General features: G+C 45.9%; 12 protein-coding genes. 5 read left to right on the plus strand and 7 right to left on the minus strand.

Going from position 1 to position 13,273, the window contains the following annotated elements; translation table 11 throughout:
* Positions 1-10 precede the first annotated feature (10 nt).
* Together nhaD and OC443_RS19495 are read right to left on the minus strand one after the other, a co-directional pair.
* Entirely contained in the window at positions 11-1,444 is a 1,434-nt protein-coding gene (nhaD, locus tag OC443_RS19490; RefSeq protein WP_073583757.1) for a sodium:proton antiporter NhaD, read from the minus strand.
* Positions 1,445-1,710: 266 nt separating this feature from the next.
* Positions 1,711-2,670: a LysR family transcriptional regulator gene (locus tag OC443_RS19495; protein WP_200796933.1), complete on the minus strand. Its 960-nt coding sequence runs from the start codon at positions 2,668-2,670 to the stop codon at positions 1,711-1,713.
* 181 nt (positions 2,671-2,851) lie between these two features.
* On the opposite strand from OC443_RS19495, the gene OC443_RS19500 reads away from it, so the two are divergent.
* Complete coding sequence (locus OC443_RS19500; protein ID WP_073583635.1) at positions 2,852-3,775, plus strand: DMT family transporter; 924 nt, start codon at positions 2,852-2,854, stop codon at positions 3,773-3,775.
* Between the two features lie 57 nt (positions 3,776-3,832).
* Here the strand turns inward: OC443_RS19500 and OC443_RS19505 are convergent, their stop codons facing one another.
* Both OC443_RS19505 and OC443_RS19510 read right to left on the minus strand, forming a co-directional pair.
* A complete protein-coding gene (locus OC443_RS19505; protein WP_073583633.1) occupies positions 3,833-4,129 on the minus strand; it encodes a putative quinol monooxygenase in 297 nt (98 codons plus the stop codon).
* 272 nt (positions 4,130-4,401) lie between these two features.
* Positions 4,402-5,883, minus strand: a complete 1,482-nt coding sequence (locus tag OC443_RS19510) for an alkaline phosphatase (protein ID WP_234976404.1) — start codon at positions 5,881-5,883, stop codon at positions 4,402-4,404.
* Positions 5,884-6,097: 214 nt separating this feature from the next.
* Between OC443_RS19510 and OC443_RS19515 the strand changes: the two genes are divergently transcribed.
* The 3 genes from OC443_RS19515 to OC443_RS19525 all read left to right on the plus strand — a co-directional run bounded on the left by OC443_RS19515 (position 6,098) and on the right by OC443_RS19525 (position 8,051).
* A complete protein-coding gene (locus OC443_RS19515) occupies positions 6,098-6,625 on the plus strand; it encodes a DUF3299 domain-containing protein (protein ID WP_083601642.1) in 528 nt (175 codons plus the stop codon).
* Between the two features lie 182 nt (positions 6,626-6,807).
* Entirely contained in the window at positions 6,808-7,389 is a 582-nt protein-coding gene (locus tag OC443_RS19520) for a class I SAM-dependent DNA methyltransferase (RefSeq protein WP_073583631.1), read from the plus strand.
* Positions 7,390-7,562: 173 nt separating this feature from the next.
* A complete protein-coding gene (locus OC443_RS19525) occupies positions 7,563-8,051 on the plus strand; it encodes an RDD family protein (RefSeq protein WP_073583629.1) in 489 nt (162 codons plus the stop codon).
* A 70-nt stretch (positions 8,052-8,121) separates the two neighbouring features.
* Here OC443_RS19525 and OC443_RS19530 read toward each other — a convergent pair whose 3' ends face one another.
* The 3 genes from OC443_RS19530 to OC443_RS19540 all read right to left on the minus strand — a co-directional run bounded on the left by OC443_RS19530 (position 8,122) and on the right by OC443_RS19540 (position 12,169).
* Positions 8,122-8,667 carry a YcxB family protein gene (locus OC443_RS19530; protein WP_073583627.1) on the minus strand — a complete coding sequence of 182 codons (546 nt, stop codon included), beginning with the start codon at positions 8,665-8,667 and terminating at the stop codon, positions 8,122-8,124.
* Positions 8,668-8,794: 127 nt separating this feature from the next.
* Positions 8,795-10,159 carry a (Fe-S)-binding protein gene (locus OC443_RS19535; RefSeq protein ID WP_073583625.1) on the minus strand — a complete coding sequence of 455 codons (1,365 nt, stop codon included), beginning with the start codon at positions 10,157-10,159 and terminating at the stop codon, positions 8,795-8,797.
* Between the two features lie 195 nt (positions 10,160-10,354).
* Positions 10,355-12,169, minus strand: a complete 1,815-nt coding sequence (locus OC443_RS19540) for a methyl-accepting chemotaxis protein (protein ID WP_159440339.1) — start codon at positions 12,167-12,169, stop codon at positions 10,355-10,357.
* Between the two features lie 556 nt (positions 12,170-12,725).
* Between OC443_RS19540 and OC443_RS19545 the strand changes: the two genes are divergently transcribed.
* Complete coding sequence (locus OC443_RS19545; protein ID WP_083601641.1) at positions 12,726-13,190, plus strand: LysR substrate-binding domain-containing protein; 465 nt, start codon at positions 12,726-12,728, stop codon at positions 13,188-13,190.
* Positions 13,191-13,273: the final 83 nt, after the last annotated feature.

A 13,273-nucleotide genomic window follows, 5' to 3' on the forward strand; every position in this document is an offset into this window, starting at 1 on the left:
TCAACCGATCCTAGAAAAGTTCACAGTTAAACCACATGTGTACGGCGATACTGGCAATGTAACCCAGTAAGATCACTGGTGTCCATTTCAGATGGCTCAGGAAAGTATAGCGGCCCCGTGCTGCACCCATTAAGGCGACACCGGCGGCCGAGCCAATCGAAAGCAGACTTCCCCCGACACCGGCGGTCAGTGTGACCAGCAGCCAGTGACCGGTTGGCATCACCGGATCCATGGTCAGCACAGCATACATCACCGGAATGTTATCCACGATTGCGGAAAGAATACCGATCAAAGAGTTCGCCCATAGCGGATCCCATTGTGTATAGAGTGAGTTAGATACCAGTTCAAGATAACCCAGCAGGCTGAGCCCGCCAACACACATGACGACACCATAAAAGAACAGGAGCGTATCCCATTCGGCGTGAGAGATACGCTGGAAGACGTCAAACGGAACCACAGACCCCAGTCTTTTCAGTGCAGCTTCATCGTTGTTTGCTTTTGCCTGAGCTGTCTTTTTCTCGACATAACCATGGAAAGTTTTACGCAGGAAGAAGCCGAAAATCTGCAGGTATCCCAGGCCCATCATCATACCAACCACTGGCGGAAAGCCGAATGCTGTGTGGAAGCTGACCGCAGTACAAATCGTCAGTAAAAACAGTGCGACAATTCTTTTCGCGCCTCTTTTGGCGGAAACATGTTCTGCAGATGATTCAGGCACACCTTTTGGAAGGAAGAAGAACATAATGATCGCCGGCACTAAATAGTTCACAGCAGAGGGCAGGAAGAGATCAAAAAACTGGAAAAATGACGTTTTTTCAGCCTGCCAGACCATCAGGGTGGTGATATCACCAAACGGACTGAATGCGCCCCCGGCATTGGCTGCAATCACAATATTGATACAGCAGAGATTGATAAATTTCTGGTTGTCTTCTCCGACCTTCATGATGATGGCACACATTAACAGTGCCGTTGTGAGGTTATCTGCAACCGGAGAAATAAAGAAAGCCAGCAGGCCTGTGATCCAGAACAAGGGACGATAGCCAAACCCTTTGCTGACCATCCAGGATCTTAATGCATCAAACAGGCGACGCTCTTCCATGGCGTTGATGTAGGTCATCGCAACCAACAGGAACAATAGTAATTCAGAGTATTCCAGCAGGTTGTGTTCGAAAGCCTCTTTGGCGACTTCCATTTCGCCGACCTGTTGGTAGGCATAACCGATGATGGCCCAGATCAGACCGGCAGCCAGCAGGACGGGTTTCGACTTCCTCAGTTTGACCAGCTCTTCCAACATTACAATTGCATACGCGACAATGAATAAAATCAAACACGAATAGCCAATCGGAGAGGAAGTTAACTGAGTCAGATCAGATTCTGTAGAAGCGAAAACAGGTGACGAGAAAAAAAAGAAAAACATCAGAAAAAAAGAGAGAAATTTGAACATCATGGCAACATCCATATAGAAAGAGTAATTTCAGTTTAATGGCCCCCTCTGGGTGGCAATGTGAGTTAAATCAAGAAATTTATCGTTTTTTATGAAACAAAAGGCATCAATATTGACATATTCAAAATCAGGACTATGTAAATTAAGTGAATGATAAATGTGATGAATCATTCACTTAATTAGTATATTTATGCATAAGAGTCTTATTTCTTTCACCGGCGAATATGCCGGATCTTTTTCATCTTTATGACTAATACCCTGCATCTTCAGATCACCGGGGATTCGTTGTTCCCGTCCGGTGAAGGATAAGGAATATGTTCCCGCACAACCTGTCCGCACAATTGGCGGAACCACTGGCCGCCGGGATCGTTCTCTGTTGCTTTGGGCCAGCAGATGTAATAGCGGGGATCGGGAAACCCGAAAGGCAGGTCACGGATGACCAGTTGAAATTGTTCCTGAAACCGTTCGGCAAGTAAGCGGCTGGAGCTCAGTAATAAGTTCGTTCGTCCGACGGTTGCCAGTGCTGCCAGAAAGTAAGGGGTTCTGAAAGCAAAATGTCTTTCTCTGACACGCTCGGCAAGGGCATCATTCATATAAATGCGGGAACTGCCGCCGATGCTGACCAGAATGTGATGATATTTCAGATAGTCATCGAGGGTAATTGAAGACTTTTTCGCCAGCGGATGGCTGGCAGACATAATACAGCCAAATTTCTCATATCCCAGTAACTGGCGCTCAAAAGTGTTTGGTACCTGAATATACTCACTGCACAGTACCACGTCAGCCTGATTGTCTGTCGTATGGAGCAGACTGTTTTCCGTGACGGTGCTGGTTTCAAGCGAGGCGTGCATTGCATGCTGATAAAACTGAGAGGCGATAAACGGCACATAAGCCTGCGCCTGATAATGTGTGGTTTGCAGGCGAAAAGTTCGCTCTGTTTTGTCCGGAGAGAAAGTCTGAGGAGAATTCAGACCGGCCATATTTTCAATCATAACCCGGACGGGGTGCTCCAGAGCTGTGGCTCTGGCTGTCGGAATCATTCCTTTTGAAGTGCGGATAAATAACGGATCATCAAATGCATCACGTAGTCGTTGCAGTAAACGGCTCATCGCTGACTGGCTGAGAAACAGACGGTTCGCTGCCCGGCCGACATTGTTCTCTTCCAGCAGATAGAGCAGTCCCATCAATGATTTCATATCTAAATGTTGTAACTCTGCAGATAGCATTATCATTTCCCGGTTTGTGCATAATAGTTAGAAATATTATGCATTGGATAATTAAAAAAGAGAATTGCATGATAGAGGTATCAGTTAAAGAGTAACAAGATATCAGGAGCAGGTTGTGAACGCATCTCGCGGATTTATTTATGGGTTATTTTTCAGTTGTACCACAGCTTTGTTCTAGGGAATGCTTGCGATCGCATTAAAGCTGACGGCTGACTTTACTGACCCGGTGACCTTAACCTGGTTTCGTTTTATGGTTGCGGGCATCATCGTTTTTACCCTGCAAAAGCGCAGGAATAAACTGGTTCAGTTTAAACCACTGACGAAAAAAGAGTGGCTGAGACTTGCGCTGGCAGCGACTTTCCTGATTATTAATTACACCTGTTATGCTTGGAGCCTGGTTTATCTGACACCGGAAGCCAGCCAGTTATGTATGCAGGTTTCGCCGCTGTTTCTGTCTTTAGGCGGGTTGATCTTCTTTAAAGAGTATATTTCCCGGATGCAATGGTTCTGTTTTGCATGTCTGTTTGCCGGACTGGTGATCTTTTTCCATCCGGTGATCGAAGGGGGGGCCGGACAGGAAACGGCAACACTAATTACCGGGATGTTAATTATTCTGGCTTCTTCACTGTCCTGGTGTTGCTATGCGCTGGTACAAAAGTCGTTATTCAGCCGGCTTGATTCATCCAATATCCTGCTGTTTATCTATCTGTTCGCGATGGTCGTGATGTTACCTTTTTCATCACCATCGGGTTTAACTCAGCTATCTGCAGAAGATATGCTGATTGTGCTCTTCTGTTGTTTAAATACCATCATTGCTTATGGTTCTTTTGCTCAGGCATTACGTTACTGGGAAACGGTGCAGGTCAGTTCTGTGATTGCGATGACACCGGTGGTCACATTTATCATGATTGGCCTGTGTGTGGTGATGGACTGGTGGCCGGATGTGATTCACGCGGCTTCAGCGGACTGGCTGAGTCTGGCCGGAATGGCGATTGTTGTATTGTCAGCTATCAGCATTCAGGTTTTAAGTAAAGTCAATCAGGATCGGCGGAGAAAAGCGGTGGTCATGGAAGCAGAGGAAGTCACGGAACCTTCTGCTGCATAAAAAAGAAAACAGCCTGCCCGGAGTAAACGCTCTGGCGGCAGGCTCTTGATAAATGAATCAGACCAGCAGAGTTAATGGTCTGGCAACCAGAGATTTCATTAAAGCTTCTTTTTCAGCCACAGCGACAAAGTTTTGAAAGTGCGCGGTTTGCTGATGTTGCTCCAGTACCTGCTCAGATGCCCAGATTTCACGCATGATGAACAGATCAGCTTTGGTTTCATCCCGGTATAATTCGTAGGCGATACACCCTTCTTCTTTTCTTGAAGCTTCGACAAGTATTTTAAGCTGAGCTGTGATTGCATCGCTTTTACCTTCATTTGCCTGAATTTCAGCAATTAAACAGAATTGAGACATATTGATTCATTTCCTTTTATTAGTATGAGCAGACAGTTCAGGTACAAACGGGTGATTATTGAATATACAACCCGGCGCGCACCTGAATGATTGATTATGCACTCTAACGCTAAGATGAATACGGGGCAAGTTTCGCAGAGAGATGTATTTGGATCCGACGGGCTGGTTATCCGATCATAAAAAGCCACCCGGTTTGAGCCGGGTGGCTTTTGTGCTGTTAGCGCTTCCTCTTTACCGGAAAGTAACGGATACAGGGAGCACGGTGTAAATGCTTACTTCGTTAATCCAAGCGCTTCATTAATGACATGGAAGATGTAATTTTGTTCAACCGCGCCCTGGAACAGATACGCTTCAGGTCCGCGGGCAAAGATAGCCACATCTTCACCTGAGTGTGTTTCTGAGCTGAGTTTGACCAAAGATTGCTGCTTGTAATCCAGCTTCAGGACTTCCGCCTGTGTTGGATTATGGCGTGAACCCGCCGCTTTTTTCACTGCGCCCGGACCGTTGCCGTAAGACAGTGTTGTATAACGTTTGCCGTACTTATCCAGACTATATTTGCCATTTTTCTTCGACAGACCCAGAATCGGGTTACCGCGATCGGAATAACCGTTAGAAATCAGCGTGTGTGCGTGGTCTGCCGTCACGATAATCAGGGTATCCTTCTGATTAGTTTTCTCCAGTGCGGCTTTAATCGCATCATCATAAGCCACGGTATCCGCCAGCGCGCGGGCCGCATTACCGGCATGGTGCGCATGGTCGATTCGTCCTGCTTCAACCATCAGGATATATCCGTCTTTGTTCTTTGACAGCACATCAATTGCTTTTGAAGTCATTTCAGCCAGAGAAGGTTCATCATCACGGCGGTCGGCTTCATATTTCATATGGCTGCTTTCAAACAAACCGAAGACTTTTTTCGTGTTAGGATCAATCGCATCAAAACCGGCTTTATCATATACATAAGCACCGTCCGGATGCATTGACTGCCACTCTTCAATCAGGTTGCGGCCATCTTTACGTTTACCTTTTTTGCCTTCCGGATCAATGGTTGTTTTCGGAATGAATTCACGGCGGCCACCGCCGAGCACAACATCCAGACCTTTGCCATCATTGAATGAAATCAGCTGGCTGGCAATGTCCACACAGCCCTGGTTTTTGGCAATGTTTGGCAGTTTCGCGTCATCTTCCCAGTTCCGGTCTGCACTATGTGCGTACGTGGTTGCCGGTGTTGCGTGAGTAATCCGGGCTGTTGAAACCACACCGACAGACATACCTTTTTCCGCCGCCATTTCCCATGCGGTTTTCGCTTCATTTCCCTGCTGTGTATTACAGAAACCACGCCGGACATTATCGTTAATACTGATGATACCCTGTTTGGTTTTTATTCCGGTGACCATGGCGGATGCCGTACCGGCCGAATCCGGCGTTTGTGCATCGGTATTGTATGTTTTAGACAAAGCCACATAAGGCATCTGTTCGAAGGCGAGTTGATACTCTTCCCCCATTAATCCCCGGCGCTGTCCTTCAAAAATCCGTGCAGCTGTAATCGTGCCGATACTCATGCCGTCACCAACGAACAGGATGACATTTTTTGCTGGTTTATCGATCGGCTTATTGGCTTTTGCCTTCGCGATTTGTTGCTGAGCTTCAACAAACCATGTGTCATTCTTTTGCGGTGCATCGACATAAGAATGGTTTGCGGTACAACCCGCGAGTGATGCCATGAGACCACCGGCTAACAGGATATTGCGTTTCACAGAAATTCTCCGTTTTTATAGTCCTTTGATTTCCAAGATCAATGTTTGGAAACACGTAAATAATTCTCACTTATTAACCGATATTTATATTAATTATTTATGAAAAGATGATTACAATTTCATGTTTGTAATATTTTTTTATTAATGTTTTCATCATGTTATAACATTACATTTTATGGAGAATGGACACAGTAAGTGGTCCTTAAAGAACAGAATGAAGAGATTAACTCAAGTACAATGGATTTATTTTTTATTAGGTTGTGTATTGAGCGGGGGGGTGTTTTCTGAAGTTGCTATCGCTGCAAAAGAGCCTCAAATCATGTCGCTTGACTGGGAAGACCTGATTCCGGAGCAAGAGCGGATGCGGGTGCCGGTGGAAGATGACACGCCGGTTGACCATGACAGCGATACCCCGCCACAGGCAAAACTTGGCAGTGTTCGTCATGAGCTTAACAATCAGCTGGTCAAAATACCGGGGTTTGTCATTCCGCTGGAAGGGGATGATAAAACTGTGACGGAGTTTCTGTTGGTGCCATTTCTTGGTGCATGTATTCATGTGCCACCCCCGCCTCCAAATCAGATTGTTTATGTGAAATTCAAACATGGCGCACCGATTAAAAAACTCTGGGATATTGTGAATGTGGTTGGTTATCTGAAAACAGAAACGATGAATCTGGATCTGGGAGAGGCGGGTTATGTTCTGTATGGCAGTCAGCTGGAAGACTTTCAGCCTGAGTCTTAAATTTTTCATACCAGACACCTGAGTTGCCTGTTTGCTGAGCGATTGCAGACTTTTCTGAGAGTTTGTTGGGATATGTGAAACAAATCTTGACTCTTGAAGCAGGTAACTCTATGAAGAAAAGGTTGTTTTGGTTTATTCTTAATGATATTTCCCCGAATTACTGAAGTTGGATGGAGGTCAGAATGGCAGAGGGTTGGGATCAGCTCGCAGTCACATGGGAAAAAGACGAATCGAACATTGAGTTTGCAGAAAAAGCCTTTGCTGAACTGACAAAAGAAGTCTCGCTGGAAGGCTGCCATGTACTGGATTTTGGTTGCGGTACCGGTTTATTGAGTCAGTTGATTTCTCCTCATGCAAAATCAATCGTTGCCTTAGATGCATCAGAGTCTATGATTGAAGAACTGGATAAGAAAGAGCTGGTCAATGTTGAACCTGTTGTTGATACGTTAACCCGCGGGCTGGTGGCACAACATCCGGCGTTCCGTAAGCAGTTTAATTTAATCGTTGCGGGTTCTGTTTGTGGTTACTTGTCCCATCTTGCAGGGTCTTTAGCTGTGGTTTACTCCCTGTTGGATAAAGGCGGGAAGTTTATTCACTGGGATTTTATTTCTGATGATGAAGACCGGGCATCCGGTGTGGGTATGGTTGAAATGCAGGATGAACTGATTCAGGCAGGCTTTTCAGAGGTTCGCGTCTCCCGGGCGTTCAGAATTACCCACGGAGAGAAACAATTATCGATGATGATGGGCATCGCGATCAAATAACAGCGCATTTGTATTCAACAAAGTGCTCTCCAGGAAAAACCCGGCTGATTATGCCGGGTTTTTTAATGCCGGTTCCGGCAACTATTTCCGTACGTTTGTTGTCTAACCGCCATTCAGAGCCGGTGCTGAGTGGCTCCGGACTCCTGAAAATCTCATTAAAATAAGGAATAGTGATGGAAGATAAAACTTTGGAATACGCCGGATTCTGGGTACGGTTTGGGGCAACATGTATTGATACCTTTCTGTTTTTACTCATCACGGCACCTTTGCTGAGCTGGGCTTATGGTGGTTTTACTTTCGCCGGCAGCGACTCTTTCTTTAATGTCTGGAACCTGTTACTGAACTGGATTTTTCCCTTATCAGCTACCGTCGCATTCTGGGTATACCGGTCTGCGACTCCCGGAAAAATGGCGTTAAAATTACAGGTTGTGGATGCCGGAACAGGCGAGCCTTTATCTGTTTCCCGCTCCGTGCTCCGGTATTTTGCTTACTATATCAGTGCGTTCCCACTTTGCCTTGGATTTCTCTGGGTTGCATTGAACAGCAAAAAACAGGGCTGGCACGATCTGATTGCCAGAACGGTGGTGGTTCGTCCTGCTGATCGCGGTGTTCAGGCCGTGGCGTTTGAAGATTCAGCCCGGAAACCAACACCGGAGGAGTGACAGCTTATCCTGAACGGAATGCTTCCGGCGGGTTTGTGACAATTAAATCAGTGCCTTGCTCGGAAATTAATCAATTCTCGCTGAACATGCATCTTGAGGTCACTTGGGTATAGAAGGTGTTGTAATGTTCGTCAGACTGAAAGCTGTGTCTTGCAATAAACAGGGCGGATCCCCGATCCATAAAAATAAAAATATAGCTTTTTGTCTTTTCTGTTTTTCGGACATATTTCCATCGATATTGATGTTGGTTCTCTCTTATCTTTAGTAACAGGTAATCCTGTTCTATCCTGAATTGATGATTTGTCGACAGATATAGCCAGCCGTCTTCAAACATCAGAGCCCTGATTTTTTTATGGTATATTCTTGAAATGATGAAAAATATAATGATTCCGAATTCTATCGCAAGCAGGCCCTCTGTTAATTCCTGATGAGAAATGAAGCTGAATTTTTCGTAATATCGGATAATTGACATTAAACCCAAGGCAAACAAAGTGACCAGAATGATTTTGGACAGCACTCTTAAATATCGCCATTTTGTTGATCTTACCACCTGCCTTTCAATGTATTTTGTTGCTTCACAAAAATCCGAATAGGTGGGTTTATAGGTTATTTCCATAAAGTTCGCTTCCGTTTTGATGTTTTCAGGGGGACGCCCGTTTTGTAACCGATGCAACAGTAACAAAATATAAAACTTAATAAAACGTCATTTTATATTAGTCCGGGACTCATCTCCGGTCATGCCGTTAATTGAGAAGCTGTCTGGCAAGCAGGGTTGCCAGATGAATGGGCTGGCGGTTCCTCAGGGCAACAATCTGATGATTGCAGGAGAAGCCGTTACAGACCACAAGGGCGTCCGGGTCTGCATCCAGTCCGGGCAATAATCCCAGTGCAGCCATTTCGGCAGAACTGTAAGCATGTTCTGACTCAAAGCCATAACTGCCAGCCATGCCACAGCAGGATGCTTCGATAAACTGAAACGGTAGATCCGGAATCAGTCTTAACACCTTCCTTACCGACTTCATCGCACCAACAGCTTTTTGGTGGCAATGCCCGTGGACCAATACCGTTGAACCGGCAGAGAGAGGCTTAAACTGCGCCTGAAAGCGGCCTGCTTTTGACGCCCGGGCAATAAATTCTTCAAACAGCAGCGCCTGTTTTGCCAGTGAGATGGCTGCTTCGCCCAGGTGCATCATTAAGTATTCATCCCGCAACATTAACAATGCCGAAGGTTCTAAACCAATGATCTTCCGGTTTGCCTGCAGATGAGGCCGCAGAGAATCAAGCAGTTGTGCTGCCTGCTGTGTTGCCCGCTCAATATAACCCTGCGAAAACAGGCTTCTTCCACTGTCATTTGGTGATTTGCGTCCGGTTGACGCCGGATGCAAAGTGATCACCTGATAACCTGCTGCGGTTAAAACCCGGAGCGCGTCCGTTGCGGCCTCCGGGTGAAACAGAGCGGTGAAACTATCAATCAGTAACACGACTGCCGATGCATTATCAGTCCGGGCGGTGAGCTGAATATTGCGTTGTTGCTGTTCGCGGGTATCCACATAGGGTTGCCGGGCGGGTTCAGGCAGGGGAATCGTGCTGTTGAGACCAAGTAACCTGTCTGCGGCTTTCATCAGGAAAGGACTGCGGTTTCGCCAGCGAATCAGATGGCCTGCAAACGGAAAGCGGAAGAGCAGATACGGGAACTCAGCAAATAACCAGCTGCGAAATGAACGATACCCGGCCCGTCGTTTCTGGGCAAGATATTCTGCTTTGATGGCTGACATATCCAGATTGTTTTCACACTCGCGTTTACATCCTTTACAGGATACGCAGTTGTCCAGTGACTGTGCGAGTTGTGGATCGTGAAGAAAAGCGGTGTCGCTGTCATTGAGTAATTGTTTCAGCAGTTGTACCCGGCCACCCGGTGATAAATCCGGATTATCACTGATGCGGAAACTGGGACACATGACACTCCGGTTGTCCGGTTTCTGACAAATGCCGCTGCGAATGCAGACAGAAACAGCCTTGGCAAAGTTTTCTCCGTGTTTGGGAATATCGGCGTAAGCGTCTCCCATTCCCTGATCGTGGTAGTTGGACCAGTCCAGTATCTTTTTCATCAGAAATTGTGCTTCCTTTTCGGTGATGATTACTTATAACCAAATAACCTGCATCTTCAGGTTGCCCGGGTATAAACAGTCGTTATATCAACTGTATCAAAAAAGGTGCCAGATCTGATTCAGGGAAATGTCTGTCTGATTTGCCTGTTCAGCAGGCCCTTCAGAGCCTGCTGAACTCATGATGAATTCCGGGGCTCAGGCCTTCATTTTGAAGAAAGACAGTTCATCACCCAGCTGTTTGGTCAGCGCTGAAATGTCATCGTTAAACTGCGTGGTTTTGGTGATGTCTTGCTGATTGCTGTGGACAATATGACTGATATCTTCGATTTGTTTTGAAATATCCTGTGTCACTGAACTTTGCTCTTCCGATGCGGTTGCGACCAGGGCATTAATCTCAGACACAATCGAGATCTTTTCTGAAATACTTTTGAACGCTTCAGACAGTTCATCGGATATTTCACCAGCTTCTTCCATCAGCGTCGAATTTTGGTGCATGGACTCATCGGCTTTTTTCGACTGCTCCTGTAACTGAAGAATGATCTTCTGAATATCTACGGTTGATTGCTGGGTTTTACCGGCCAGTGCTCTGACTTCATCAGCAACAACAGCGAAGCCCCGGCCGTAATCTCCCGCGCGGGCCGCTTCAATCGCTGCATTCAAAGCCAGCAGATTGGTCTGTTCGGAAATTGAGTTGATCACTTCAATCACTTCACTGATTTTTTCCGAATGAACTCTTAATTCATTGACTGTGCCAGCCGATTCCACCATGGACGCACGGACTTGTCGTGTAATATCTTCTGACCGTTTGAGTGTGTCCGAACTGGCAGAAACCACGGACATGGCGCCAGATGTCGCTTCTTCAGCATTCGTGGCGTTCATGGCGACATCAGCAGCAGTTGAAGACAGTTCCGTTGCGGCGGTCGCGACCTGTTCAACCGCCGTGAGTTCGCGCTCACAGTTCTGCTGATTGCGATGCACAATGTCGGTAATGTTGCGTTGATTCTGCGCCAGCTCATCCATACTCTGCTCTGAGACCTGAACGATTTTTGACACTTCTGCCTGCAGGGTATCAACCGCTGCGCTGATGATATCAAGCTCATTCGATGAAGACGGAATATCTTTGGCGGAAAAATCACCCTGGGACATGCCATGAATAACAGAAACAGTTTGGGGCATATGTCTTAATTCTCTTCTGAGGGCAATAAAGAGAACGATTGCATTTGCGGCCATATAAAAAATGGAGATAAACAAAATACTATAAAGAATCGAGTCGGACAGATGAACGGCTTCATTCTGATTGGTCAGGTTCCAGAAGGTGTTACCGTTTTTCAGGGTGTTTTTGGTCACGCTGTACCATTCACCGTTCGGACTCAGATGCATGAACGGTTTATCACCGACACTGACCTGTTTAAACTCAGGTTTGACGTCATAGATATTTTTTCCCAGCCAGTCCTTCACTGCACCATCCGCCAGATAGACATCACCGTTTGGCTGGGTGATCACAAAGGTACTGCCTGTTTCCGGAACCAGGGACAATGGATCAATGATGATCACCAAAAGCGCTGATGTTTTTTGACCTGTTTTAATCGATGCAACAATGCCGACAGACGTTCCGCCACTGGCATTGCTGTAGGGTTTGGTAACAAATCCGCTTTCAGATTTCTCAAATCCTCTGACGTAATATTCCCGCTGTGACGTTTTAGCATTGAAATTCGCAAGATAGCCATTATTTTTCATGATTCTGCCATCCGGAAAAGCAATAAAGGCATAGGAAAACATTGGGTTGGCATGCTCAATCTGTTTGATTCTGTGGGTCAGGTCGTCTTCGGTGTATGAATTAAATCCGTCACTCATTTGAGAGGCAATCGCTTTAGCCTGATGCGCTGCCTGTGATTCTGCATAATCCAGCAGTGTGAGCAGCATCTGTTTTGACTGGATATCGTTTTGAACTGTTTTCCGTTCTTTCCATCCTTCAAGGTAGAAATAGCCAAGAGCAATCACTGACGCCATGAGTATAAAGGAAACTGCTATTGTGAATATGTTCAGCTTTTTTATCATATTGTACGTCCTTATTTACCTACTGTTTTATTAATAGTTATGGTTTTGTTATTCCGGGGGGTGAATTTTTATGCGTAAAATATATATGTTTATCATATGGTTACACAGTGATTTGTGCAATTGTATATTTTGATAAAAAAGATGTTAACCAGAAGTGGTTCACATTAAAGAATTTTGCAGCATGTTGTGTTGTAAACTGGCTTTTGTCAGGTTTTATCTGCTTTCACCGGGGATGGTTTGTGGAAAAAAGCTGATTTTATGGTGAGGCGGGTTAGCATCAGATGCTGTTTCTCAGCGGTATATTTACACAGCTTTACATGCTCAATAGCACATGGGTTTGTATTTATCGTTTTATTCACAATGCTTCACCAGAAAATATTATCGCTTTTTGTATATTAAGCTGTCATTCGCCCCGGTTTTTAATTTTTTACCAGCCCGTATGATTCACCTGTAACGCTGCTGTTGCAGCAGCGGATCTCTCCTCCAATCTCAACGGGAAGGTGTCTCAATGTCTACCAGGCAATGGCATATCAAAAGAGCAGAGAAACGAAACCGGCATCAAACCGGACTATGTGCTGGGTTTATCTGTGGGTGCTTTTGCGGCCGCGGTGATTGCGGGGGATTTTCCGCAGGGCTATGCGATGGCGGCTGTCACCGGCCTGTGCCGGTATTAAGTGATTTATCCCGTGCAATCGACAACACGCAGATCGCCGGCGGAATTACACCTAAAAAAATTCGTATTGATTCTGTGAATGCCCTGATTATTGATTTGGTGCCGCATCTGTTATCCGCTTATAAGGACAGACGCCCCGATGTGCAGCTGGAATTTCATTCCGGCTCAAACCTGGAACTGGTCGATAAACTGAAACGTTCCGAACTGGATGTACTGATGATTTACGGTGATCACCATCTTGAACATAGTCACAGTCATACCGCGATGAAGCTGTTTGACAATGAACTGAGTACCTGCTAATGAACCGGGCCAGTGAACATAATCCGGCGATCCGTGCTTTAGTCACTGAACTCTGCATCTTCAGGTTGTTTGGGTATAAAGAA

Origin of the sequence: Vibrio quintilis, from assembly GCF_024529975.1 — a bacterium.
GTDB classification, from domain to species: domain Bacteria; phylum Pseudomonadota; class Gammaproteobacteria; order Enterobacterales; family Vibrionaceae; genus Vibrio; species Vibrio quintilis.

What these genes read in the sequence shown, in the direction of transcription:
- nhaD (WP_073583757.1), bottom strand. Translation starts at nt 1,444, where the DNA reads ATGTTCAAATTTCTCTCTTTTTTTCTGATGTTTTTCTTTTTTTTCTCG.
- OC443_RS19495 (WP_200796933.1), bottom strand. Translation starts at nt 2,670, where the DNA reads ATGCTATCTGCAGAGTTACAACATTTAGATATGAAATCATTGATGGGA.
- OC443_RS19500 (WP_073583635.1), top strand. Translation starts at nt 2,852, where the DNA reads ATGCTTGCGATCGCATTAAAGCTGACGGCTGACTTTACTGACCCGGTG.
- OC443_RS19505 (WP_073583633.1), bottom strand. Translation starts at nt 4,129, where the DNA reads ATGTCTCAATTCTGTTTAATTGCTGAAATTCAGGCAAATGAAGGTAAA.
- OC443_RS19515 (WP_083601642.1), top strand. Translation starts at nt 6,098, where the DNA reads ATGAAGAGATTAACTCAAGTACAATGGATTTATTTTTTATTAGGTTGT.
- OC443_RS19520 (WP_073583631.1), top strand. Translation starts at nt 6,808, where the DNA reads ATGGCAGAGGGTTGGGATCAGCTCGCAGTCACATGGGAAAAAGACGAA.
- OC443_RS19525 (WP_073583629.1), top strand. Translation starts at nt 7,563, where the DNA reads ATGGAAGATAAAACTTTGGAATACGCCGGATTCTGGGTACGGTTTGGG.
- OC443_RS19530 (WP_073583627.1), bottom strand. Translation starts at nt 8,667, where the DNA reads ATGGAAATAACCTATAAACCCACCTATTCGGATTTTTGTGAAGCAACA.
- OC443_RS19535 (WP_073583625.1), bottom strand. Translation starts at nt 10,159, where the DNA reads ATGAAAAAGATACTGGACTGGTCCAACTACCACGATCAGGGAATGGGA.
- OC443_RS19540 (WP_159440339.1), bottom strand. Translation starts at nt 12,169, where the DNA reads ATGGCGTCAGTGATTGCTCTTGGCTATTTCTACCTTGAAGGATGGAAA.
- OC443_RS19545 (WP_083601641.1), top strand. Translation starts at nt 12,726, where the DNA reads ATGTCTACCAGGCAATGGCATATCAAAAGAGCAGAGAAACGAAACCGG.